Genomic DNA, 23,164 nt, shown 5'->3' with positions numbered 1-23,164 from the left:
ATCAGTCCTGTACTGAGAACAGGCCTGTAGACAAGTAGCGATCACCACGGTCACAGATAATGCAAACAATCACAGCATCCGGATTTTCTTCTGCAATTTTTACTGAAGCCCATACCGCCCCCCCAGAAGATGTACCTGCACTAATTCCTTCTTCACGTGCTAAACGGCGAGCTGTTTTTTCCGCTTCAATTTGCGGAATATCCATAATTTGATCAACACGCTTTGGTTCGAAAATTGTAGGTAAATATTCTTGTGGCCAACGGCGAATACCGGCAATATTTGAACCTTCAGAAGGTTGTAAACCAATAATTTGAATATCTGGATTTTGTTCTTTTAAATACTTAGAAACACCCATAATGGTACCGGTTGTACCCATTGAACTTACAAAATGGGTAATCTTTCCACCTGTTTGTTTCCAAATTTCAGGGCCAGTCGTAAGGTAATGAGCTTCCACATTATCTGGATTACCAAACTGATTGAGGACTAAACCTAGGCCTTCAGCTTGCATTTGCAAAGCCATATCTCGTGCAGCTTCCATATTCGGCGCTTCAATCAATTCTGCGCCATAAGCACGCATGGCGTCCTTACGCTCCTGACTTGAATTCCCTGGCATAATAAGTTTCATTTTATAGCCGCGCATCGCCGCAACCATAGCTAAAGCAATACCGGTATTACCACTGGTAGCTTCAACCAATGTATCACCTGGTTTAATTTGACCACGCTTTTCAGCCTGCATAATCATGTTATATGCAGGACGATCTTTTACAGAACCTGCTGGATTATTACCTTCCAATTTTGCTAAAACCGTTGCCTGCGTATGACAAGCCAAGCGCTGCAAACGGACCAGAGGTGTTTTACCTACATAGTGATCTAACAAAAATTCGTCGGCTAAAAAATCAGGTTGTGTATTACTCATGATCAACACCTAAATCGGGGTGGCACTATTGTATGAAAAAATGATCGGTACTGCATCCATTTCACTATGCTTTTTAATGAAAGTGATTAAAGCCCAGTCAGTTATAAAATGCCGTCTGTTTTAAAATAAAGCGTGATAATATGCCCTACAGAGAGATCAATCTGATGTAGCTATGTCTAATTTCAATAAAACCTTATCGAAACGCTTACGTCTGAATCATGCATATGGGCAATTAATTGCTCTTATTTTTGTGCCCATTATGATTTTAACGTGTGTTGGGGCTTTTCTGGTTTTAACTGAAACATCACGTTCTGCAAAGCAACAACAATTGCATCATGCCTCAGCGATTTTGGCACGCTACAATCAAATTGCTAAAGATCTATACACATTAGTAGAACTACAACCAGACGAATATGATCATGCTCAACATATTATGCAAAGTATGTTTAGCGAGAAAAATCTAAAGCGTGCTGCTTTAATTGATAGTAATGGCCAGACTTATTTAAGTATCGGTTATCGAGATAATCGTTACTGGCCTAACTTCACACAAAACAATAACTTTTTTGGTCCGATCTCTTATAACCATAATAATATCTATGGAGTCCGTATCATTGATACCGCAGGGAAGCCCCCTGTCTGGCTCTTGATTGAAATGGATAATCAACCACTTGAATTAGCGCGTTATCGCATTTTGATTGCTTTAGTCATTACCGGTCTGATGACTTTATTATTACTTTTGCTCTGTCTTAACTTTTATTCTCGCCGCTGGATTGCACCCATGTATGAAATACGTATGCAATTACAGCGTCTCAATGCAGACACTTTAGACCAACACATCGTGATTAACAGTTCCGGTGAGTTAAGATTACTCCAGCGCGATATCGCAAACGTGGTGAAACGCTTACACTTTAGTTTTTTAGAGTTAAAAGAACATACCGAGCAAACAGAAGAAGACTTACGCAGAACTTTAGATACTTTAGAAGTTCAAAACATTACTTACCGTCAAGCACGTGACCAAGCCATTTCATCTAATCAGGCAAAATCGGTTTTCCTTGCCAATATCAGTCATGAACTTCGTACACCGCTTAATAGTATTGATGGCTTTATTCATTTATTACTTCGCCAACAAAATTTAAGTAACGAACAGAACCTTTATTTACAAACTATTCGCAAGTCCTCCGCCCATTTATTAGCATTAATTAATGATGTATTAGATTTCTCAAAAATTGATGCAGGTAAACTGGAACTTGAAACAGCACCTTTTGACTTAGAAGAAGCTGTATTTGATGTCATGGATATGTTGTCACCTTTGGCTGCACAAAAGCATATTGCCATGGCTTTTTATTATGCAGATAACATTCCTCAACAAGTGATTGGTGATGCTTTACGCTTTAAGCAAATTTTGACCAATTTGATTTCCAATGCCATCAAGTTCACGCCAGACGGTGAAATTATTGTTCGTGTACGTATGGAACATGATGACATCGGTCAGTGCTTGCTTCATTTTAGTGTTCAGGACAGTGGTATTGGTTTAAGTGGTACAGACCGTAAAAAATTATTTGAGTCGTTTTCGCAAGGCGATGCATCTGTTACCCGCCAATTTGGTGGTACAGGCTTAGGTCTGGCAATTTCTAAACAATTGGTTCATCTCATGCATGGCCAAATTGGCTTTGAAGATAACCAAGAACGTGCTCCAACAGAAAAAGGTTCAACATTCTGGTTTACTGCACAGTTTGCTGTAGATGAAGAACATGAGATTGAACATCCTCACTTCGAACATTTACAAGTGGTGTCTTATTTAGCTCACCCTGCAACAGCCAGTGTTTTGCGCTACTATCTTGAAAATTATCAAGTACCACATATCGAAACTCAATCGATTCTGGACTTGTTTAGCCGCTTAAAACATCTCGACCAGAAAGACAATACATGGCTCATTGTTGACCATAGTGGTGATACTGAAGCTCTACTCAAAGAAATTCGTAGCCGCTATCAAGGTAACTTAGCAGTTTACGGCTATCAAATGACGCTTGAGCCAAACATGCTCACCGAATATCGCGCTCGCCCACTTTATCAACCATTAAGCCGCAGTGGCCTCATTCAATTATTAAGTGACCAACCTATCTTTGAAGAGGAACAACAAGACTTTAATGGACAGGGTTTACATATTTTGGCGGTCGATGACCATTTACCTAACTTAATTGTTTTAGAAGCATTATTAGGTGAGTTAAATGTCAAAACTACTAAGGCTTTAAGTGGACAAGAAGCGCTGAATATTATTCAAGAAAGAATTGATCAGAAGCTTAAACCATTTGATTTGGTATTTATGGACATTCAAATGCCGGTTATGTCGGGCATTGATACCACACGTGCGATCCGATCTTTAGAATCCACTTTAGATGGGGAAATGCAACTTCCAATTATCGCTCTAACAGCCCACGCGCTTGCAGATGAAAAGCAAAAGCTTCTTAAAGTTGGTATGAATGACTATGTCACCAAACCAATTCAAATGGAGCAGATCATTCAAATTTTAACGCAATGGACGAAAAACAACTTCACTGCGCAAAATCTAGCTAAAGATCATCATGTGGTTGCAGAAGCGTTAGATCCAGAAATTTTAAATTGGCAGCAAAGTTTACAACTGGCAGCAAACAAAGAAGATTTAGCTCAAGATCTTCTCAAAATGTTGGTAGATAGCTTCCCAACCGAGCTAGAAGAAATGCAACAACTCATTGAGCTTGAAGACTTTCCTCAGCTTGAGCATGTACTACACCGTCTCTATGGCGCAACACGCTATGTAGGCACACCAAAACTTCAACAAGTGACGGGTGACTTTGAACAATTTATTTCTACGCTACGCAAAGAACGCCGTAGAGCTGACGATGGCTTCATTGAAGAAGTCATGAGACGTTTCGATGAATTAGGTCTCGTCATTAAAGAAGTTGAGAGTGCAGCTCATCAAATTTTAGTCATACCAGATTAAATAACAGTTGCTAAATAGGCATGACTGACCTGTCATGTTTCCAATTTCCAGCCATGCTATGCTCCGCTTATCGATAAAAAAATAAGCGGGAATTTCATGGCACTTTTACGTATTGAAAAAAATAATAGCATTGCAACAGTTTATCTAAACCGTCCTGATAAACGTAACGCTATGAGTTTTGCTCTACTCAAAGAACTTGTAACAACGGCTAAAGCTATACAAAAAGACCGAGATATCCGCTGTGTAATTTTGACGGGTGAAGCACAAGTGTTTAGTGCTGGTATTGATTTATCTGACTTAAACAATCCTAAGAACTCTGCATTTGCTATTTGGGAACTTGTTAAACCAGGACAAAGCCTTTTCCAAAAAGCCTTTCTTATTTGGCAAAATTTGCCCGTCCCTGTTATTGCCGCTCTTGAAGGTTATTGTTTTGGGGCAGGTATGCAACTTGCACTAGCTGCCGATATCCGCATTGCCCACCCAGACACTAAAATGTCGATTATGGAAAGCCGCTGGGGCTTAGTACCCGATATGGGACTTACCCGTTCGCTCAAAGGCTTGATTGGAGTTGACCTTGCAAAAGAGCTGACTTTAACTGCCCGTGTTTTTGACGGAAATTATGCAAAAGATATTGGACTTGTGACTCACTTAAGTGGGAACCCATTAGAAAAAGCAAATGCGATCGCTTCGGAAATGTTACAGCGCTCACCTGATGCATTGACTGCTGCAAAACGTGTACTAGATGCAATGGAACATCAACCAGAAAAATCATTGCGCTTAGAAAAAATCTGGCAACTTAAATTATTACTTGGTAAAAATAGCAAACTTGCTCGTAAAAAAGACAAACATCCGGAAGTTAAATTTTTACCACGCCAATATAGATAAGAGCTTTATTATGAATTTTGATCGTAATACTCCTATTGCTTTTTTAGGCATAGGACTTATGGGAAGCCGTATGGCAAGCCGTCTTATACAAGCCGGCTTTCAGGTCGCAGTATGGAATCGAACAGCATCTGCTTGTGAAGAACTTATTGATATTGGCGCACATGCACTCGATCTTTCCAACATCGGACAGTACCCAATCATTTTAACTTGCCTAGCCGACGATAAAGCTGTGCAAGCAGTATTTGATCAAATTCAAACAAACTTAAAAGCGGGTCAGGTCATTGTCGACTTCTCAAGTCTCTCTGTTGCTGCGACAAAAGCACTTGCTCAGGCTGCTGCTTCACAAGATGTGATATGGATTGACTCCCCTGTTTCAGGCGGTACAGCTGGGGCAGAACAAGGCACGCTAGTCATTTTTGCAGGTGGCGATGCTCAAACTATTGAAGCTTTAAGTCCTGTTTATAATGTTCTTTCCCAACGTGTCACAAGAATGGGAGATACAGGCACAGGACAAGCAACTAAAATTTGCAATCAACTCATTGTGGCAGCAAACAGCGCCCTGATTGCCGAAGCAGTTGCACTGGCAGATCGGGCGGGCGTAGATACCACTTTACTCGCTCCTGCCCTAGCTGGCGGATTTGCCGACTCAAAACCTTTTCAAATACTGGCACCACGTATGGCGACTCATACTTTCGAACCTGTTCAGTGGAAAGTTCAAACATTATCGAAAGACCTTAACAACGCAGTAACATTGGCTAACAATGTTAATTTAGACATCCCCGTTGCACAAAAAGCTCTATTACAGCTACAAACTCACCAAAAAAATGGCTTTGCTGAGAAAGATTTAGCTACTATGATTCAAGTAGTAGAGCAATAATAAACGGAGTTTGTGTATGGGTCGTCTTGCCGTTAACTTATCCATGATTTTTACCGAAGTTCCTTTAATTGAACGCTTTGCATTAGCCCATGCAGAGGGCTTTGAACATGTAGAAATTCAATTCCCATACGAGCTTGCCATTTCTGATATTCAAGACCAACTTGAACGTTACAACCTAAATTTATGTTTAATTAACGTTCCTGCTGGTGACCTTATGCAAGGTGGAAATGGCTTAGCAGGTATACCGGGTCAAGAGGCAGCATTTCGTGAGGCATTACAGTTAGCGATTCGCTATGCCACAGCATTAAAAGTACCACGTGTTAACATTTTGGCAGGCAAGCAACCTCAAGACTCTGACTTACTTCCTTGCCTTAAGACACTTGCAAGCAACTTAAAATTAGCCTGTGATTTACTGACAGAACACGATATTGAACCTGTATTTGAAATGATTAATGGCACAGATATGCCACGCTTTTTGGTACAGAACATTGCCCAAGCCCAAGAAATGCTAGAAGCAGTCAATCATCCTGCATTAAAAATGCAATACGACTGTTACCATATGGCAATGATGGGTGAAGATGTACTTGAAGGTTTACAAGAAAATATTCACCAGATTGGCCATATTCAGTTTGCAGATTGCCCGGGACGCCATGAACCCGATACGGCTCAAATACCGTATGAGCAAATTTTTTCATGGATTAAGCAAAGCGCTTATGAGGGCTATATTGCGGCAGAATATAAACCTAAAAATGGCTCAAATCAGTCATTTACATGGAAAAAGAAATATTTTTCCGATGATGTAAATATATAAACTGTTACTAGTTTTGTTTGAAATTCTGAGTGAAAACCACTATATTAGATAGTGAGTAATTGTCAGGAAAATATACCCTATATGAATTTAGAACCATCGCCCAGCGTGTCTAATTCTCACGATTTCGCAATGAACACCTCAAATAAAGACGTACAAGCTTGTCTTAAAGTCGTCCATGACGCTTTAGTTGATGTAAAAGCAAAAGATATTCTACAGTTAGATGTTAGTTCTATTAGCAATGTTGCTGATGCTATTGTCATCGCGAGTGGTACTTCTACTCGTCACGTCAAAGCACTTGCTGACAATGTTGCAGAAGAAGCTCGAAAAGCTGGTTTCCGCCCGATTGGCGTTGAAGGCGAACGAGATGCCGAATGGATCTTAATTGATCTTGGCTTTGTTGTAGTACATGTGATGCTACCAACTGCCCGCAAATTCTATGATTTAGAAAGCTTATGGCGTACTGCTCCAGAGTCGGTCGCATAAAATTTTGCTTTTAAAAAAGCGGCTCTTTTGAGCCGCTTTTTGTTTATATACTTAGTCAAACTTTTATTATTTAAACAGCCACCTTTACCCTCACTTCCTATGAAAAGCTGTTAACTCAACAAAAATTTAGTAACACTAACAAGCAAGTCATCACTCTTATTTAAAATTGACATGACAAATTGTCAGAATTCCAGCACTATAACTACTCTTATAGTCTCATCAATAAATAACATAACTGGAGCACTAAAAAGTGAAGATACTCATTACTGGCGCCAATACAGGTATTGGTTTTGCCACAGCAGAACAACTTGCAAAACAAGGGCAACATGTGATCTTGGCGTGCCGAAATCCTCAAAAAGCACAACAGGCACAAAACAAACTACGCTCACTCGACCAAGGACAAGTCGATGTCGTTTCTCTCGACTTAAACAGCCTTGAATTAACTCGAAAAGCTGCCGAAGAAATTGCAGATAAATATGGCAGCCTTGATGTACTTATTAATAATGCCGGTCTATTTTCAAAAACAAAGCAATTCACCGTAGATGGGTTTGAACAGCAATTTGGCGTTAACTATTTAGGTCACTTTTTATTAACTCAAAAACTACTTCCCGTTTTAAAGCAGTCTCCTCAAGCACGCATTATTCATCTGGCGTCTATTGCTCATTGGGTTGGTTCAATTAAGCCTAATAAATTTCGTGCGAAAGGTTTTTACAATCCCCTGTTCTATTATGGACAATCCAAGCTTGCAAACTTATTGTTCAGCAATGCATTAGCTGAACAACTAGCAGACAGTTCAATTACCAATAATGCATTACACCCTGGTGGTGTTGCTTCCGATATTTATCGTGATTTACCAAAACCCGTTTATGCAGCCATGAAAGTAGGTTTAGTTCCAACATCGGTTCCTGCAAAGCTCATTACAGAAATGGCGACTGGCGACACATGGCAAAACCGCAATGGTGAATATGTCAGTGCGCATATGCCTGACTGGAAATCTCCTCATGCCAAAAACCAGCAATTAGCGCGTGATCTCTACCAACAATCAATGGATCTAGTGGAAAAGTTCCTCTAACCCTAAAAAAAATAAAAAACCACCCGAAGGTGGTTTTTTATATCAAAGCAACTTAGTGGCCTGTACCGTTAATTGCTTTCGTCATATCTTCAACAACTTTCTTAGCATCACCAAAGATCATCATTGTTTTTTCGTTATAGAACAAGTCATTATCAAGACCAGCATAACCTGTCGCCATAGAACGCTTAATCACCATGATTGTACGTGCTTTATGTGCTTCAAGAATCGGCATACCATAAATTGGTGAACCTGGGTCATCTTTTGCAGCAGGGTTCACAACGTCGTTTGCACCAATAACAAGTACTACGTCAGTTGCCGGGAAGTCCGAGTTAATCTCATCCATTTCCAAGATGTCTTCATATGCTACGTCTGCTTCAGCAAGCAATACGTTCATGTGACCAGGCATACGACCTGCAACCGGGTGAATTGCGAAACGGACGCGAACACCTTGCTCTTTTAGAATTTCACATAACTCTTTTACAGCATTTTGTGCACGACCTTGCGCCATACCATAACCCGGTACAATCACAACGCTGTCTGCATTTGACATTAAGAAGCCAGCATCATCAGCAGAACCTGAACGGTAGTTACGCTGAACTTGTTCACCTTTAGCAGCTGTAGAAACTGCTGCACCACCCATTGCACCACCAAACAATACGTTGATGATTGAACGGTTCATTGCTTTACACATGATGTATGACAGAATCGCACCAGATGAACCCACAAGTGAGCCCGCAACGATCAACATGTTGTTTTCAAGGGTAAAACCAATACCTGCTGCTGCCCAACCAGAGAACGAGTTAAGAAGCGATACCACTACAGGCATGTCACCACCACCTACTGGTGCAATCCATACCCAGCCAAATGCAAGTGCAAGTGCGGTCATTGCCCAGAAAGCAGTCATGTTGCCAGTTGTGAAGAAGTAGAAACCACAAGCCAACATTGCAACAAAGATAAGTGCTTGAACAGGTTTAACCCATGCACCAGAGATTGTTTTAGCCCATTTTTTCGCAGCCAATTTACCGTAAGCAAACACAGATGCTGTAAAGGTAATCGCACCAACGAAACAACCAACAAACAATTCAAATAGGTGAACCTTGCTCATGTGTGCATGTTGCACGCCAGCCGCTGTTAATGCTGCCTCATTTTGAGCAAACAATGCTGTAAGCTGGTTGTTATGCAAAATTGCTGCAACTGCAATCAAAACCGCAGCCAAACCTACCAATGAGTGCATAAGTGCAACAGTTTCAGGCATTTGAGTCATTGGTACAGTACGTGCACGTGCAATACCCACAATCGCACCAAGCACCATTGCACCACCAATCATCCAAATAACTGGGTTATTGGCAACAAAGAAAGTTGTTACAACTGCAATCGCCATTGCGATCATACCGTAACGGTTACCTTGAATTGCTGTTTTAGGACCAGATAGGCCGCGAAGCGTCAAGATAAAGAGAATTGCGCCTACAAGGTATAACCAGTTTGCATTTGCTTGAATAAATTCCATGTCAAAGCCCTCTTATTTCTTTTGCTTAGGCTTGAACATTTCCAACATGCGTGCAGTTACTGCGAAGCCGCCGAAAATATTAATGCTTGCTAAAAATACTGCAATCGCACCAAGTACGCTCACAACATTCACACTTTGAAATGCAACATTTGCATCTACACCAAGTACAGGCAGGCCAACTGTTTGTAACATCGCACCAACAACAATAATCGATGACAATGCGTTGGTTACCGCCATAAGTGGCGTGTGCAAAGCTGGTGTAACACCCCAAACCACGTAATAACCTACGAAGATGGCAAGGACGAAAATTGTAATAGTTTCAACCATGAGAAATCTCCTTAACCACGCTTAAGCAGCACTTGACCGCCATGAGTGACCAATAGGGCTTTTTGGATTTCGTCTTCTTGATTAATCGCAAAGTTTTTCTCTTTGTCGAATAAAGTCTCTACGAAATTAAAAACGTTACGTGCATATAATGCAGAAGCTTCTGTCGCAACAGTGGCTGGAATATTTGGAATACCCAAAATTTTTACACCATTTTCAGTGACAACAGTTTCGCCAACTTTAGAACCTTCAACGTTACCGCCTGTTTCAACTGCCATATCTAAAATGACAGAGCCTGGTTTCATTTTGGCAACAGTTTCAGCTTTGATCAGACGCGGTGCATCACGGCCTGGCAACAATGCTGTTGTAATCACGATATCGGCATTCGATACAGCTTTATCTACAATCGCAGCTTGGTCTTTGATGTATTGCTCACCCGGCATCCAGCCATAACCATTTTTTGCTGCATCTGCTGCACGTTGCTGTTCTTCTTCAGACATTGGTACGTCTAACCACTTACCGCCTAAAGACTCAACCTGATCTTTTGCCGTTGGACGCAAGTCAGTTGCTTCAACAATTGCACCCAAACGTTTTGCAGTAGCAATCGCTTGAAGGCCTGCCACCCCAACACCCATAATCACAACACGTGCAGGCTTTACAGTACCAGCAGCAGTCATAAGCATTGGGAACATGCGTTGATATTCAGCAGCTGCAAGCAAAACTGATTTATAACCAGCTAAGTTTGCTTGAGAAGACAACACATCCATGTTTTGTGCACGAGAAAGCGTACGAGGAAGCAATTCCAGAGCAAAAGCAGACACTTGCTGATTCGCAAATTGGTCTAGCTCGGTATTACGATAAGGATCAAACATTGCTACAACAGTTGTATTTGCTGCAAGTTTTTGAATTTCCCCGCCTTGTGGCGCACGAACTTTCAAAATAATTTGACTACCCGTATAGGCATCATCCGTAATGGTTGCACCGACCTGTTCATAAGCACTGTCAATGTACGCAGCCTTTACACCAGCACCACGTTCAATCACAACGCTATGACCAGCGCTAATCAACTTCTTTACTGTCTCTGGCGTAGCAGCTACACGATTTTCACCGACGACAGTTTCGGTTGGGATTCCGATCTGCATGAGCGTTCCTCAAGCTAATTTCTCATTGTCAAAAACATTGCAACCCGCAATGTTTCCCCCATGTGTATTCTTTGTACAGAATTTGGATTCTAATTGAACTTTTTGAAAATACCACCCACTATTTATTTAATAAATACCTATATTTTGAACTGATGATTCACGATATTTAACATGAGGTGTAATATAGGAGGATTTTTCTTTTTTTTGCAGACAATAGTCTCTCTTATACAGTCCTGTATATGAAAATTTCTTTATCTTCGTTTCAAATTGGGTCTTTTTTTGCGCTTTGCTCTGCTTTTCTATTCAGCACAAAAGCGATTTTTATTAAACAAACTTATGCCCTTTCTCCATTAGTAGACGGTACAGTCCTGATGGCTTTACGGATGTTAAGTGCTTTACCGTTTTTTCTATTAATTTGCTGGTTCAATAGGCATCATAATCAGGGCATACAAAAGAAGGATTGGCTAATTTTAATTTTTGCCGGTCTATTAGGCTACTACTTTGCCAGCTGGCTCGATTTTATGGGCCTCATGTTTATTAGCGCTTCTTTAGAGCGAATCATCCTATTTTTATATCCCACACTTACCGTGATCGCTTCAAGTCTGCTCTACAAACAAAAATTAGATGTAAAAAGTTTATTCGCCATTTTTCTTAGTTATGGTGGAACCGTGTTAGTGATGCTGCAAGAGCACAACAATGCACCAATTCAGGGCAACTTTTGGCTCGGAACCAGTTTTGTATTTGCTAGCGCTGTAGCTTTTGCCGGTTATTTACTGCTGACTCCACCATTAATTAAAAAATTTGGTTCTTGGAATTTCACAGGCTTAGCTTTAACAGTTGCCTGTATAGGTACATTAACCCATTACACTTTAAGTACCCCTCACCCGTTTCAACTCCTATTACAACTTCCCTCAAGTGTAATTTGGTACGGGATTGGCTTAGGTTTTTTAGTCACTGTCTTACCTACCGTTATGCTTATGCAAAGCATTGAGCGACTCGGAGCATCCCAATCTGCGATGATTGCTTCGATTGGACCCGTTTTAACTATTTTGCTAGCTGTTGTTTTCCTAAATGAACATCTCAATATGTGGCAATGGGTCGGTTGTTTCCTCAATATAGTCGGTGTAATGATGATTACTTTAAGAAAGAAAAGACTAAAACACTAAATGCTCTTGACCTCAACTTAAGTTGAGGTTGGATACTCATCTAAATTTTATTAAACGGTTGAGTTCCATGAACAAAGAAATTTTTAAAATCATAAATCCTTCTACTTTATATGACCCAACACCTAACGCTTACAGTCATATCGCTGTAGTAAGTAATTTTAACAATATTATTCATATTGCAGGTCAAGGTGGCGAAGACCAACAAGGTCAATTAAGTTCTCATTTCAGTGAACAAGTCCTACAAGCATTTGAAAATATTAACTATGCATTAGTAGCTGCCAATGCAGAACTTACGGATATCGCTGTTTTAAGAATTTTAGTTGTTGACCATTCGGTAGAAAAACATGAGATTTTGATTAAAATTATGAAGGATTTATGGAAAAATCATCCTTTTCCAGCCTGCACACTCATTCCTGTGCCGCGTCTTGCACTAGAACATATGCTCATTGAAGTCGAAGCAACGGCATACACTTAATAAAATCGAGAGAACATCATGTCTACCCCTGAAGATATCAGTCAAAATAAACCTTTACTTTGGTTGATGGCAGCAGCATGTGGCCTATGTGCAGGTGTGAATTACTATTGCCAACCCCTTATTCACTCTATTCAGCAAGATTTTGCTGTAACACAAGCACAAGCTGCTTTAACAGTAACATTTGCTCAGGTGTCTTATGCCCTCGGTTTACTCTTTATTGTTCCGATGGGTGATATTGTCAATAAAGCCAAAGCTATTCCGTTTTTGATGATGCTTTGTGCAATTGGCCTATTTACCTCTGCTTTTGCTGTTAACTTACCTATGCTCTGGATCGGTACAATTTTAGCGGGTTTGTTTTCAGTTGCAGCTCAAGTGCTTATTCCTCTTGCAACAATGACGGTTAAACCTGAAAAAACTGGTGAGATTATTGGCTTCTTAATGAGTGGCTTATTGGTCGGGATTTTACTCTCTACCAGTCTGGCTGGCTTATTTTCCAACCTTTTCCACTGGAAAGTCGTTTATGCCATAAGTGGTATATTAATGCTTTTGTTGGCCTATACCTTAAAAAGCCGCCTACCTTATGTCATGCGTATGAAACTGAACTATGGACAAATTTTTGTTTCCATGGCTCAGCTTTTAAAGCAGGAAAAGCGACTTTTATTAAGAGCGCTTACAGGTGCATTCGCTTTTGCGTCAGTGAGTATTTTGTATTCAACAATCGCGTTACTACTGACCTCGGCACATCATTTACCCGATCTATTTATTGGACTGGTACCTTTAGTCGGTATCTTTGGTGCGTTATCAACACGTTATATTGGCAAATATGCCGACCAAGGCTACACACGTTTACTCACCTGGATGGGTTGCGGGCTATTTTTGGTAAGCTGGATTTGTTTCTATTTCGGACAAATTCTACTTTCAGCTTATGTTATTGGTTTTGCTTTAATTCAATTGGCACTTGCCCTTGTCCACACCAGCAACCAAAGTATTATTTTCCGTTTACGTCCCGATGCTAAATCTCGTATTAATGCTATTTATATGACTACTTATTTTATTGGTGGTGCGGCCGGTTCGGCATTAGGGATTTTTGCATGGAATCGTGGTGGATGGACCATGACTTGCCTTGCAGGTGTAGGGCTCGTTGTATTTTGTATTTTATTTAGCATGATTGATGCTTTCTTACAAAAAAAGCAAATGGCTTAGCTATAAGGTAATTTGTTAAAAATCATCTTTCTATATTTAACATAAGGGCGGTTATAAATTACGCAGTTAAATGCCACTGTCGATTCAGGGCTAAACCCCGTATAATGCTGCCCTTTCATTAATTTAGCGACTTTTGGGTCTATCGGTTATGCAATCACTTCAATCGTTACAACCTCGTATTTCAGTAGCCCCTATGATGGACTGGACTACAAAGGACTACCGATTCTTTGCACGGTTGTTTAACCCAAACGTTGTGCTTTATACAGAAATGGTGACTACGGGCGCGATTCTATTTGGTGATGCGAAACGCCATTTGGACTATAACGCTCAAGAACACCCAATCGTATTGCAGCTTGGCGGCTCAAACCCACAAGAACTTGCCACTTGCACAAAAATGGCTGAAGACTGGGGTTATGACGAAGTCAACTTGAATGTAGGCTGCCCAAGTGACCGTGTACAGAACAATAAAATCGGTGCATGTTTAATGGCAGAGCCAGACTTGGTCGCTGAATGTATTCACAGCATGCAAAAAGCGGTGAATATTCCGGTAACGGTTAAGCACCGTATCGGTATTGATGACATGCAGTCTTACGAAGAAATGCTGCACTTTGTAGATACTGTAGCAGCAACAGGTTGTACTCACTTTGTTGTACATGCCCGTATTGCGATATTGAAAGGTTTGTCTCCGAAAGAAAACCGAGAAGTACCACCGCTACGCTATGAAGATGTTTACCGTTTAAAGCAAGAACGCCCGCATCTGACTATTGAAATTAATGGTGGTATTAAAACTTTTGCCGAAACTCAAGCTCATTTACAGCACGTTGACGGCGTCATGATTGGCCGTGAAGCCTATCACAACCCTTACTTACTTGCTGAGCTCGGCCAACTTTGGAACCTAGAAGCACCGGATCGTTTCGATATTATGGAACAAATGCTACCGTATATTGAACAACGTCTAGCTGAAGGTGCACCACTCTCTATCATTACGCGTCATATTTTAGGTTTATTCCAAAATTTACCGGGCGCTCGCAAATGGCGACAAGCCCTAAGTGGTGGAAATGCAAAAACTTTAACTGATGTCGAGAATGCAATTCATAATATGCAAGCTGCCATTATCCGTACTGAAGAGTATTTAAAGGAACACCAATTTTAAGCCAGCCCATGTTTCTAAAATTGTAAGAAAATGTGGCATTTTAAATCAGAGACTTAGATTTTGAGTATATTCGCAAATGTTGGCTCGAAATATTCAAAATTAAGCTCTGATTAATTATTTATATTCAATAATATCAAAAACTTAATTTGTATGATTTCAAAAGCTCTTTTAATTAGCCCTTTTTTCCATAGCCAGAAATAAAAACTGGTAAAAAGATACATTATTACATAACATAAACAAAACTTTTAAGTTTGGGCCATTAGTATCTCTGAACGCCACAGGTAGGTGGTGATTTTCTAAATACGGATATAGGTAGTACGGGTAGAGATTTCACGATGATTATTTATGACGGACAAGTAGCTGATAACTATATGTATCAGGATTCAAATCAGGCAGCCATTGTTGTATCCCACAGCACACCAAGCCTCCCTTATCCATTCACCATGAAACCCAATAATCACTCCACTGAAACCAACACTCCTCCAGCCATTGATATAGAAAAATTCGTAGCTAAATTAGAAAGTATTACCTCTAGACGCAGTAAAGCGCGTTGTGCACGTAGCATCCGTATTGCGCTTGAGTCTGCTGGTGCCGATGTTGAAAACCATCCGATTGCAGCATCTGATTGGGGCGATACCCTCAAGAAAATTGGCTATAAAGAAATAAATCCAGCCTTTGATGAGCCACAAGAAGGCGACATTTATATCATTCACAGAACCCGCAACCATATTTACGGTCATATCGCTGGTTACACAGGAAGCGAATGGGTGTCGGACTTTAAACAAAGTAGTTATGACGTCTATAAAGATGATAACGTCACCTATACTTACTATAGATTAGGCTAATTCACTTCTAAGATAGAAACATTTGATGAATTTGCTCGGCGCAGTGCTGAATGATTACATCATGGTCCTTTCTATAGACCAGCAAAACTTCCGAAAGAGATAGGGAATCTTCCAAAGGTATTAGTTTTACATTGGCGGGTAAGATTTGTTGAAACTCCGCAGGAACAATAGCTACCCCTAAATTTGCCGCCACGAGCTGTAACTGTGAAATCTTACGCGACTGAATGGAGGCTTTTTGTGGGGTAAATCCTGCGGCTAAACACAGATTTGCGACCAAATAACTTAAGCCTCCTCTTTCAGCATGAGGTGTTGATACAAAACACTCATCTTTTAAGTCTTTTAAATAAACCTTTTCTGATTTAGCAAACTTGGCATGATCAATATGCACAGCCACCATTAAAGGCTCTTCATATAACTTAAGAGTATTTATACCATCTAAAGTATGCCGAACTGGCGGGCGGATCAAACCGATATCAATTTCACCATTTAATAACGCTAAGATTTGCTGCTCGGATGATAAGGTATTAATCTCAAAGCTCAACTGCTGCGTTAAGCTAACTTCTTTTAATATCTGAACCTTTGTATTATCCACGACAATACTGCTGGAATGAGCAATTTTAACCTGTCGATTTTTCCCTTCCGAAACACTTTTAGACAGATCAATAATTTCATTTAAATAAAGCAGGTTATCTTTTATTTTCTTATAGAAGACCTCTCCTGCTGGCGTGAGTCTTGCTCTTTTGTCCGTACGATCAAACAACTGAAAATCAATTTCTTCTTCTAATAGCTTCATTTGTCGACTTAAAGCAGACTGGGCAATAAATAGCTTTTCGGAAGCAGCGGTAAAACTCCCTTCTTCAACAATTTTTATGAAATATTGGAATTGTTTTAATGTGAGCATTATCATCTCAAAATTAGATCATTTGGTCTATTTTCTATATTAGATTAGATAGATTCCCTTCGCTAGAATTTTAATCAAGACCATTCACTTGATTGAATTCTTCATGAAGTATTTAAAAGGTTTCGCAATATGCACCATCGTTATTTTAATTTTATGGTGTTTTAAATTTTATGATCAGCAATTACCCACACAGCCCAAACAAGACAATATAGAGCTATATGATTAAATAGTTTTTCCCAAAAAAAAGCATGCCCCCACCTAAGCGCATGCCTTTTCCATATTTAAATTAGGCTTTCTTTAAATCGAGCTTTTTCAAAACTTCGGCTACAGCAATCATGGCAAAGCTTGAAGTCACCACCACCGCTGAACCATAGCCCCCACAGCGCAACCCAGCCGATGGGCAGACATCTGCGCTTGAAAATGGATTGTCGATTGAGTAAATACAGGTAATGCCAAATTTCTCTTTTGGCTTTTTACAGATGCCGCGAGCGCGAAGCTGACTACGTAGCTTTGCTAACATTGGGTCTTGTTCTGTTTTTGATAGATCGGCCACACGAATTTTAAGTGGATCGAGCTTACCACCAGCTCCACCCGACACAATTAAAGGAATTTTATTAAAACGACAATGGAGCATTAAAGCCAGTTTTGCTTTAACGTCATCAATGCAGTCCAAAACAATATCCGGTACAGGGTTTAAAAGCTCTGCAACATTTTCAGGTGTTAAGAAGTCATCAATAATATTGACTTTAATGCGTGGGTTAATTTGGCGACAACGCTCCGCCATAATTTCAACTTTTTCACAGCCCAGAGTTGAGGTCATTGCAGGTAGCTGACGATTCACATTTGATGCTGCAACTACATCCATATCGACTAATGTAATCTCACCAATACCTGTACGCGCTAAAGCTTCTACTGCCCAACTGCCGACCCCGCCAATACCAATCACCATCACATGACTTTTTTCATAGTGCTGGAACGATGAATCACCATAAATTTTGGCTACACCTGCAAAACGGCGGTCATATTCATCATTTTGTGGTAAATCGGACATGGAAATGGCTTTCTCTAAAAAATCAAACCATATATTTTACTGTTTTTTACGTAGTGCGTCTTGCCGCTCTTACAAATAAAAATACCCAGTAAAATTGAAATAATTGAATTCCACCAACTTACTTTTATTTCAAAGCAAAAATGAAGTTGATTTCAACAGATGCATTTTTTGGAAGTTGGTACACGCTGACCGATGTACGTGTATGCCGTCCCGTATCTAAACCCAAAATTTCATAAAGTATTTCAGATGCTCCATCAGCAACTTCGCTTTGCTGTATAAAAGATGACGTTGAATGAACAAATACATTCATTTGTAAAACTTTTCCAATAACATCTAAAGTCCCATAGTGCTGTTTTAAAATTGCTAAAGCTCTCATGGTGCTAATACTTGCAGCAAGCTGTGCATCTGATAAATCAACATCTAATCCAACTTTTCCACAAATCTGTACCGTATCTCCCACTCTTGGAATTTGACCACTAATAAATACAAGTCCAGCGTGTTCAATTAATGAGGTATATTTACCTCCTATTTTTATATCCCCTGAAAAATCATATCCCAATCGAGATTCAACTTTTAAAAATACTGTATCTCTACCCATAATTGCTTCTTCTTATAACAAAAATTATTTTATTTATATTTAGCTTATCCATTAAATAAAGACAATAAAAAAGCCTCATGAATATAAGGCTTTTTTATATAGCTTTTGAAAAATAGACATTTATGAAGCAATCAAATTCCGAAGTACATAATGCAAAATACCACCTGCCTTAAAGTACTCAACCTCATTTAACGTATCAATTCGACATAACACATTAAAATGACTAGCTACTCCATTTGGCCCTTTCACATCAACCTCAAGAATTTCATGAGGCTGAATACCATCCGATAAACCACGAATCGAAATGACTTCATGACCCGTTAAGTTGAGGGACTGCCTGGTTTGGCCATCAACAAACTGGAGTGGCAACACGCCCATACCCACCAAGTTTGAACGGTGAATACGTTCAAAACTTTCAGCAATGACAGCTTTTACACCTAACAAGTTCGTTCCTTTGGCAGCCCAGTCACGTGAAGAACCTGTTCCGTATTCTTTACCAGCAATAATCACAAGCGGTGTATGTTCTTGTTGGTAACGCATTGCCGCATCATAAATAGCAAGCTTCTCACCACTTGGCACATGTATGGTATTACCGCCTTCTTCGCCGCCGAGCATTTCGTTCTTAATACGAATGTTAGCAAAGGTGCCTCGCATCATGACTTCATGGTTACCACGTCGTGAACCATAAGAGTTGAAGTCTTTTGGCTCAACACCTTGCTCTTGTAAATAGCGGCCAGCTGGACTGTCTTTTTTAATATTACCCGCTGGTGAAATATGGTCAGTGGTTACCGAGTCACCAAGCACTGCCAAAATACGTGCTTGTTCAATATTCTTGATTGGTTTTGGTGGCTCACCAATACCCTCAAAGAACGGCGGATGACGAATATAGGTCGAGTCATCAGCCCATTCGTAAGTTTTACTTTTTGGAATCTGAATCGCTTGCCAGCTTTCATCACCATCAAACACCGCAGCATATTCTTTGTGGAACATGTCGGTATTTACTTTTTGTAAGACGGCATCAATTTCTGCCTGACTTGGCCAGATATCTTTTAAGTAAACAGGTTGCCCATCTTTACCTTGCCCGATTGGTTGAGTCGTTAAGTCTGTACGGATATTCCCAACTAAACCATAGGCCACCACAAGTGGTGGTGAGGCAAGCCAGTTGGTTTTAACTAATGGATGCACACGCCCTTCAAAGTTACGGTTACCCGAAAGTACAGATGCCACGTTTAAATCATGACACTGAATTGCATCTTCAATTGGTTCAGGTAAAGGACCTGAGTTACCAATACACGTTGTACAACCATATCCGACCAAGTTATAGCCCAACTCATCTAAATACGGCGTAAGCCCAGCCGCCAATAAATAGTCGGTCACGACTTTAGAACCGGGCGCAAGTGAACTTTTTACCCACGGTTTACGCTGCAAGCCTTTTTCAATGGCTTTTTTAGCAAGTAAACCGGCTGCCAACATGACACTTGGGTTAGAAGTATTGGTACATGAAGTAATTGCTGAGATGACGACATCACCATGATTCAACGGATATTCTTGCCCTTCAATCACACAAGATGGGCTTTCATGCTGAATATTGGCTTTGGTCGCTTCTACAGCCGTACCGCCACCGCCTTCATTTTCTAAACGTTCTTTCGCTTCTTTGGCTGGCTTAAGGGTTAATTCCATGAGCGCATTAAACGTTTTAGGTACTTCCGATAAAAGCACACGGTCTTGAGGGCGTTTTGGACCTGCCAAACTTGCCTGAACCGTACTCATATCTAAACTTAACGTATCTGTAAATACAGGTTCATCACCCGCATTACGCCATAAACCTTGCGCCTTGCTATATGCTTCCACCAATGCAATACGGTCACTTTGACGACCTGTTAATTTCAAATAACCCAAAGTCACTTCGTCAATTGGGAAGAAACCACAAGTTGCACCATATTCAGGCGCCATATTGGCAATGGTTGCACGGTCAGCAAGTGGTAAATCGGCTAGACCATCGCCATAGAACTCGACAAATTTACCTACCACTCCTTTTTGGCGAAGCATTTGAGTAATGGTGAGCACCAAGTCAGTTGCCGTAATCCCTTCTTGTAATTTGCCGGTTAGTTTAAAACCGATCACCTCAGGAATGAGCATAGAAATAGGTTGGCCTAACATGGCAGCTTCTGCTTCAATACCCCCAACTCCCCAACCTAATACCCCTAGACCATTAATCATGGTGGTATGTGAATCTGTACCCACTAAGGTGTCAGGGAAAGCAAAGGTCTGTCCGTTGTCTTCACCTAACCACACTGCTTGAGCCAAATACTCTAAATTGACCTGATGGCAAATACCAGTACCCGGTGGCACGACACTAAAGTTATTAAATGCAGATTGTCCCCAACGCAAAAATTGATATCGCTCGCCATTTCGCTGCATTTCAATTTGAACGTTTTCTTCAAAAGCCTGATCATCGGCAAAATGGTCTACCATCACAGAGTGGTCAATAACCAGATCTACAGGTGATAACGGATTAATTTTTTCAGGGTCGCCCCCCGCTTCGGCCATTGCAGCACGCATTGCGGCTAAGTCAACGACTGCCGGAACGCCAGTAAAATCTTGCATTAAAACCCGTGCAGGTCGATATTGAATTTCTTGATCTGAGGTACGGGTTTTTAGCCACTCAGCTAAAGCATAAATGTGTTCTGTTTTAACACTGTGCTGATCTTCAAACCGTAATAAGTTTTCCAACAGTACTTTTAATGATTTCGGCAGTTTGGCAATGTCACCTAGCTTTTTCTCGGCTTGGGTTAAGCTAAAAATCTGATAATTGCTGGAACCTACTGTTAGCGTCTGTAAAGCATTAAAACTATTGATATTGCTATACTTAGCCATTGGGTTATCCTCCCATGTCTGGCAATGTTATTTTTCACGTTTTTACATGTTGTTTTCTTACTTTAAGCTTCTTTTTTAATCGCTGTGTTTTGTTTTAGTTACTATTTCTAATCTTTGATTTTTATTACGATAATTTCAAAGCAGATAAAGAGTTTTTCCACAGCAAATCTGCTAATTCTGGCTCTGCCATATTTAAATTTTCAGCCAAACTTTTTAGTACATAAGGTAAATTCACAGGCGTATTTCGAGTACGCTGCTCAGTTGAAGTTTGACAGCAAAGTGGCGTCATATCAGGACAGTCTGTTTCAATCACTAAATGCTCGGCACCTATAGTCTGCACAACCGTATGAAGCTTTTTCGCATTGGGATTCGTGATTTGTCCCGTCACACCAATTTTAAAACCAAGTTTAATCAGGCCTTTTGCCTCCTCTACTCCGCCACTAAAGGCATGAGCAATGCCACCGAGTTTAAACTTATGCGCTTTTAATAGAGCGAGCACATCACCATGTGCTTTTCGTATATGAAGCAACACCGGTTTTTGGTATTGAGTTGCCAGATCTAACTGATCAGCAAAATACTGTTTTTGCTTGGCATATATATCGGGCTGCTTGTGTTCCTTTAAGAAGGTATCTAAGCCGATTTCTCCTACTGCGACGCAGTCTTCTTGCTGCAAAATCTGTTCAAGATGAGAAAGATGCTCTGGTTTGTGCTGCTCAATATAAAACGGATGCAACCCCGGTGCTAAATAAGAAGCAGGTACATTCTCCCACTGCTTGAGCTGATGATGGGTTTGTACCAACTCATCAAAACGTGACTGTAAAAAGCCTATTAACACCAGAGCATCCACACCCACTTTTTTAGCTTCAAGTGCTAATTGCTGCCGATCTTCATCAAAATCGGCAACATCAAAATGGGTGTGAGTATCAAACAGATGCATTAGCTGGTACTTTTTACGGCAGGTGTCGAAGCTGGTTTAGCTTTAGGCTGCGGCAAATATTCTTCTTTCAATACATCTTGTAATTGGTCATATGGAATGACTAAACGAGGTAGTCCGACCACATAAGGTCCAATTTCATATTCGCCATATTGAAGAATCAAACCTTGGTCACCTAACAGGAAATTTTCTGTGAGTTTAAACGGCCAAGCTTGCTCATATTCACTCACACTATTTGCAAGTTTTGAGTCTGTCACCCAAGCTTTAAATGCTTCATGTGATAATTTTTCTAAAGCCGCTTTTTTCTCTGGACGTAATAAGTCTTCAAGCTTGACCTGCTTTTCTTTCTTTAAGTCAAAATTATAATATTGCTGCGCTGCCGAGCCATGTGCCCCGCCTAAATAGCTACTACTATTTACAACAACAGTTACGACTTTACCTTGAGACTGTATGATTTTAGGTTTCACCAACAGATTAATCTGGTGATTACTACTTAGAGCCTTTAACTCATTGTCCAAATCAATAAATGAATTTGCATAGCGCTGAACCTGAGCATCGAAACTATCTTGTTGCTCTGTAGCGGCAGCTGTTGAAGCTTCTGTCTTCTTATCAGCTTGTGCTGCTTTTGCATCTGGTTCTGCAATTTCAAGAATCTGTCCGAGTGCTTTTAAAACTTGTTGATCAATAATCTTATCAATAAAAGGGAAATTACTTTGTAGGCGTTCTACCGTAAATTCGGGACAAGTTTTACCATCACAATCCGGTAAAGTCACTTTACTTGGAACTGTTTCCCCTTTCAAAGTCAGTTCTACAGGCTTTTGTTCAACCACAGCCGGTTTTTGCTGATCTTCCGACTCTTTAGGATCACTTTTAGGCTGACATGCCACCAAAAATATCGCAGAAGCAAGTAGCGTTAAACGTAGCGAAGCCTTAGAAGTTAACATCATATTTTGCCTTTATTCTG

Annotated in this window: 22 protein-coding genes; 12 read left to right on the top strand and 10 right to left on the bottom strand. The window is 40.4% G+C overall.

Annotated elements, in window-relative coordinates; translation table 11 throughout:
* Position 1: 1 nt before the first annotated feature.
* A complete protein-coding gene (gene cysM, locus EGT34_RS14125; RefSeq protein WP_000072604.1) occupies positions 2-916 on the bottom strand; it encodes a cysteine synthase CysM in 915 nt (304 codons plus the stop codon).
* A 172-nt stretch (positions 917-1,088) separates the two neighbouring features.
* Here cysM and EGT34_RS14120 point away from each other — a divergent pair, with 172 nt between their 5' ends.
* The 6 genes from EGT34_RS14120 to EGT34_RS14095 all read left to right on the top strand — a co-directional run bounded on the left by EGT34_RS14120 (position 1,089) and on the right by EGT34_RS14095 (position 8,024).
* Positions 1,089-3,896, top strand: coding sequence for an ATP-binding protein (locus EGT34_RS14120; RefSeq protein WP_000064534.1), 2,808 nt, complete (start codon positions 1,089-1,091; stop codon positions 3,894-3,896).
* A 96-nt stretch (positions 3,897-3,992) separates the two neighbouring features.
* A complete protein-coding gene (locus EGT34_RS14115) occupies positions 3,993-4,781 on the top strand; it encodes a crotonase/enoyl-CoA hydratase family protein (RefSeq protein WP_001196730.1) in 789 nt (262 codons plus the stop codon).
* Positions 4,782-4,791: 10 nt separating this feature from the next.
* The gene (locus EGT34_RS14110) at positions 4,792-5,658 is read left to right on the top strand and encodes an NAD(P)-dependent oxidoreductase (protein ID WP_001008357.1); all 867 of its coding nucleotides are present in this window, start codon (positions 4,792-4,794) and stop codon (positions 5,656-5,658) included.
* A 16-nt stretch (positions 5,659-5,674) separates the two neighbouring features.
* Positions 5,675-6,469 (top strand): hydroxypyruvate isomerase family protein, encoded by a 795-nt coding sequence (locus tag EGT34_RS14105; protein ID WP_000532984.1) that lies wholly within the window; start codon positions 5,675-5,677, stop codon positions 6,467-6,469.
* Between the two features lie 81 nt (positions 6,470-6,550).
* Positions 6,551-6,952: a ribosome silencing factor gene (gene rsfS / locus EGT34_RS14100; RefSeq protein WP_001047580.1), complete on the top strand. Its 402-nt coding sequence runs from the start codon at positions 6,551-6,553 to the stop codon at positions 6,950-6,952.
* A 250-nt stretch (positions 6,953-7,202) separates the two neighbouring features.
* Entirely contained in the window at positions 7,203-8,024 is an 822-nt protein-coding gene (locus EGT34_RS14095; RefSeq protein WP_000697813.1) for an SDR family NAD(P)-dependent oxidoreductase, read from the top strand.
* A gap of 52 nt (positions 8,025-8,076) precedes the next feature.
* Here EGT34_RS14095 and EGT34_RS14090 read toward each other — a convergent pair whose 3' ends face one another.
* The 3 genes from EGT34_RS14090 to EGT34_RS14080 are packed head-to-tail and all read right to left on the bottom strand — an operon-like array spanning position 8,077 to position 10,997.
* Complete coding sequence (locus EGT34_RS14090) at positions 8,077-9,531, bottom strand: NAD(P)(+) transhydrogenase (Re/Si-specific) subunit beta (protein ID WP_000394402.1); 1,455 nt, start codon at positions 9,529-9,531, stop codon at positions 8,077-8,079.
* A gap of 12 nt (positions 9,532-9,543) precedes the next feature.
* On the bottom strand, positions 9,544-9,858 hold the full coding sequence (locus EGT34_RS14085; RefSeq protein WP_000230434.1) for a proton-translocating transhydrogenase family protein: 315 nt from the start codon (positions 9,856-9,858) through the stop codon (positions 9,544-9,546).
* Between the two features lie 11 nt (positions 9,859-9,869).
* On the bottom strand, positions 9,870-10,997 hold the full coding sequence (locus EGT34_RS14080) for a Re/Si-specific NAD(P)(+) transhydrogenase subunit alpha (RefSeq protein WP_001165468.1): 1,128 nt from the start codon (positions 10,995-10,997) through the stop codon (positions 9,870-9,872).
* 239 nt (positions 10,998-11,236) lie between these two features.
* On the opposite strand from EGT34_RS14080, the gene EGT34_RS14075 reads away from it, so the two are divergent.
* The 5 genes from EGT34_RS14075 to EGT34_RS14055 all read left to right on the top strand — a co-directional run bounded on the left by EGT34_RS14075 (position 11,237) and on the right by EGT34_RS14055 (position 15,839).
* Positions 11,237-12,163, top strand: coding sequence for a DMT family transporter (locus EGT34_RS14075; RefSeq protein WP_000703597.1), 927 nt, complete (start codon positions 11,237-11,239; stop codon positions 12,161-12,163).
* A gap of 67 nt (positions 12,164-12,230) precedes the next feature.
* Positions 12,231-12,638: a RidA family protein gene (locus EGT34_RS14070; protein ID WP_001031014.1), complete on the top strand. Its 408-nt coding sequence runs from the start codon at positions 12,231-12,233 to the stop codon at positions 12,636-12,638.
* Between the two features lie 18 nt (positions 12,639-12,656).
* On the top strand, positions 12,657-13,841 hold the full coding sequence (locus EGT34_RS14065; protein WP_000106681.1) for an MFS transporter: 1,185 nt from the start codon (positions 12,657-12,659) through the stop codon (positions 13,839-13,841).
* A gap of 148 nt (positions 13,842-13,989) precedes the next feature.
* Positions 13,990-14,994, top strand: a complete 1,005-nt coding sequence (gene dusA, locus EGT34_RS14060; RefSeq protein WP_001191165.1) for a tRNA dihydrouridine(20/20a) synthase DusA — start codon at positions 13,990-13,992, stop codon at positions 14,992-14,994.
* 335 nt (positions 14,995-15,329) lie between these two features.
* On the top strand, positions 15,330-15,839 hold the full coding sequence (locus EGT34_RS14055; protein ID WP_000587861.1) for a hypothetical protein: 510 nt from the start codon (positions 15,330-15,332) through the stop codon (positions 15,837-15,839).
* Between the two features lie 7 nt (positions 15,840-15,846).
* Here EGT34_RS14055 and EGT34_RS14050 read toward each other — a convergent pair whose 3' ends face one another.
* Positions 15,847-16,740 carry a LysR family transcriptional regulator gene (locus tag EGT34_RS14050; RefSeq protein ID WP_000956777.1) on the bottom strand — a complete coding sequence of 298 codons (894 nt, stop codon included), beginning with the start codon at positions 16,738-16,740 and terminating at the stop codon, positions 15,847-15,849.
* Positions 16,741-16,843: 103 nt separating this feature from the next.
* Here EGT34_RS14050 and EGT34_RS14045 point away from each other — a divergent pair, with 103 nt between their 5' ends.
* Complete coding sequence (locus EGT34_RS14045) at positions 16,844-16,966, top strand: hypothetical protein (protein WP_001984446.1); 123 nt, start codon at positions 16,844-16,846, stop codon at positions 16,964-16,966.
* Between the two features lie 60 nt (positions 16,967-17,026).
* On the opposite strand, the gene EGT34_RS14040 is transcribed toward EGT34_RS14045, so the two are convergent.
* The 5 genes from EGT34_RS14040 to EGT34_RS14020 all read right to left on the bottom strand — a co-directional run bounded on the left by EGT34_RS14040 (position 17,027) and on the right by EGT34_RS14020 (position 23,144).
* A complete protein-coding gene (locus tag EGT34_RS14040) occupies positions 17,027-17,791 on the bottom strand; it encodes a ThiF family adenylyltransferase (RefSeq protein ID WP_001281713.1) in 765 nt (254 codons plus the stop codon).
* Between the two features lie 124 nt (positions 17,792-17,915).
* Positions 17,916-18,389 (bottom strand): RidA family protein, encoded by a 474-nt coding sequence (locus EGT34_RS14035; protein ID WP_000532213.1) that lies wholly within the window; start codon positions 18,387-18,389, stop codon positions 17,916-17,918.
* Positions 18,390-18,509: 120 nt separating this feature from the next.
* The gene (gene acnA, locus EGT34_RS14030; protein WP_001151963.1) at positions 18,510-21,266 is read right to left on the bottom strand and encodes an aconitate hydratase AcnA; all 2,757 of its coding nucleotides are present in this window, start codon (positions 21,264-21,266) and stop codon (positions 18,510-18,512) included.
* Positions 21,267-21,390: 124 nt separating this feature from the next.
* Complete coding sequence (locus EGT34_RS14025) at positions 21,391-22,203, bottom strand: TatD family hydrolase (RefSeq protein WP_000550011.1); 813 nt, start codon at positions 22,201-22,203, stop codon at positions 21,391-21,393.
* Positions 22,203-23,144 (bottom strand): RsiV family protein, encoded by a 942-nt coding sequence (locus EGT34_RS14020; protein WP_000958105.1) that lies wholly within the window; start codon positions 23,142-23,144, stop codon positions 22,203-22,205. The genes EGT34_RS14025 and EGT34_RS14020 overlap by 1 nt, the downstream gene beginning before the upstream one ends.
* Positions 23,145-23,164: the final 20 nt, after the last annotated feature.

Origin of the sequence: Acinetobacter sp. FDAARGOS_558 (assembly GCF_003937785.1) — a bacterium.
In the GTDB taxonomy this organism is placed as follows: domain Bacteria; phylum Pseudomonadota; class Gammaproteobacteria; order Pseudomonadales; family Moraxellaceae; genus Acinetobacter; species Acinetobacter baumannii.
This window is presented reverse-complemented; position numbering and strand designations above follow the sequence as displayed.

Excerpts from the sequence above, each read along its gene's own strand:
- EGT34_RS14080 (WP_001165468.1), bottom strand. The coding sequence starts at position 10,997 with ATGCAGATCGGAATCCCAACCGAAACTGTCGTCGGTGAAAATCGTGTA.
- EGT34_RS14085 (WP_000230434.1), bottom strand. The coding sequence starts at position 9,858 with ATGGTTGAAACTATTACAATTTTCGTCCTTGCCATCTTCGTAGGTTAT.
- acnA (WP_001151963.1), bottom strand. The coding sequence starts at position 21,266 with ATGGCTAAGTATAGCAATATCAATAGTTTTAATGCTTTACAGACGCTA.
- EGT34_RS14090 (WP_000394402.1), bottom strand. The coding sequence starts at position 9,531 with ATGGAATTTATTCAAGCAAATGCAAACTGGTTATACCTTGTAGGCGCA.
- EGT34_RS14050 (WP_000956777.1), bottom strand. The coding sequence starts at position 16,740 with ATGCTCACATTAAAACAATTCCAATATTTCATAAAAATTGTTGAAGAA.
- EGT34_RS14040 (WP_001281713.1), bottom strand. The coding sequence starts at position 17,791 with ATGTCCGATTTACCACAAAATGATGAATATGACCGCCGTTTTGCAGGT.
- EGT34_RS14070 (WP_001031014.1), top strand. The coding sequence starts at position 12,231 with ATGAACAAAGAAATTTTTAAAATCATAAATCCTTCTACTTTATATGAC.
- cysM (WP_000072604.1), bottom strand. The coding sequence starts at position 916 with ATGAGTAATACACAACCTGATTTTTTAGCCGACGAATTTTTGTTAGAT.
- EGT34_RS14035 (WP_000532213.1), bottom strand. The coding sequence starts at position 18,389 with ATGGGTAGAGATACAGTATTTTTAAAAGTTGAATCTCGATTGGGATAT.
- EGT34_RS14075 (WP_000703597.1), top strand. The coding sequence starts at position 11,237 with ATGAAAATTTCTTTATCTTCGTTTCAAATTGGGTCTTTTTTTGCGCTT.
- EGT34_RS14115 (WP_001196730.1), top strand. The coding sequence starts at position 3,993 with ATGGCACTTTTACGTATTGAAAAAAATAATAGCATTGCAACAGTTTAT.
- EGT34_RS14025 (WP_000550011.1), bottom strand. The coding sequence starts at position 22,203 with ATGCATCTGTTTGATACTCACACCCATTTTGATGTTGCCGATTTTGAT.
- EGT34_RS14055 (WP_000587861.1), top strand. The coding sequence starts at position 15,330 with ATGATTATTTATGACGGACAAGTAGCTGATAACTATATGTATCAGGAT.
- EGT34_RS14065 (WP_000106681.1), top strand. The coding sequence starts at position 12,657 with ATGTCTACCCCTGAAGATATCAGTCAAAATAAACCTTTACTTTGGTTG.
- EGT34_RS14045 (WP_001984446.1), top strand. The coding sequence starts at position 16,844 with ATGAAGTATTTAAAAGGTTTCGCAATATGCACCATCGTTATTTTAATT.
- rsfS (WP_001047580.1), top strand. The coding sequence starts at position 6,551 with ATGAATTTAGAACCATCGCCCAGCGTGTCTAATTCTCACGATTTCGCA.
- EGT34_RS14020 (WP_000958105.1), bottom strand. The coding sequence starts at position 23,144 with ATGTTAACTTCTAAGGCTTCGCTACGTTTAACGCTACTTGCTTCTGCG.
- EGT34_RS14110 (WP_001008357.1), top strand. The coding sequence starts at position 4,792 with ATGAATTTTGATCGTAATACTCCTATTGCTTTTTTAGGCATAGGACTT.
- dusA (WP_001191165.1), top strand. The coding sequence starts at position 13,990 with ATGCAATCACTTCAATCGTTACAACCTCGTATTTCAGTAGCCCCTATG.
- EGT34_RS14120 (WP_000064534.1), top strand. The coding sequence starts at position 1,089 with ATGTCTAATTTCAATAAAACCTTATCGAAACGCTTACGTCTGAATCAT.
- EGT34_RS14105 (WP_000532984.1), top strand. The coding sequence starts at position 5,675 with ATGGGTCGTCTTGCCGTTAACTTATCCATGATTTTTACCGAAGTTCCT.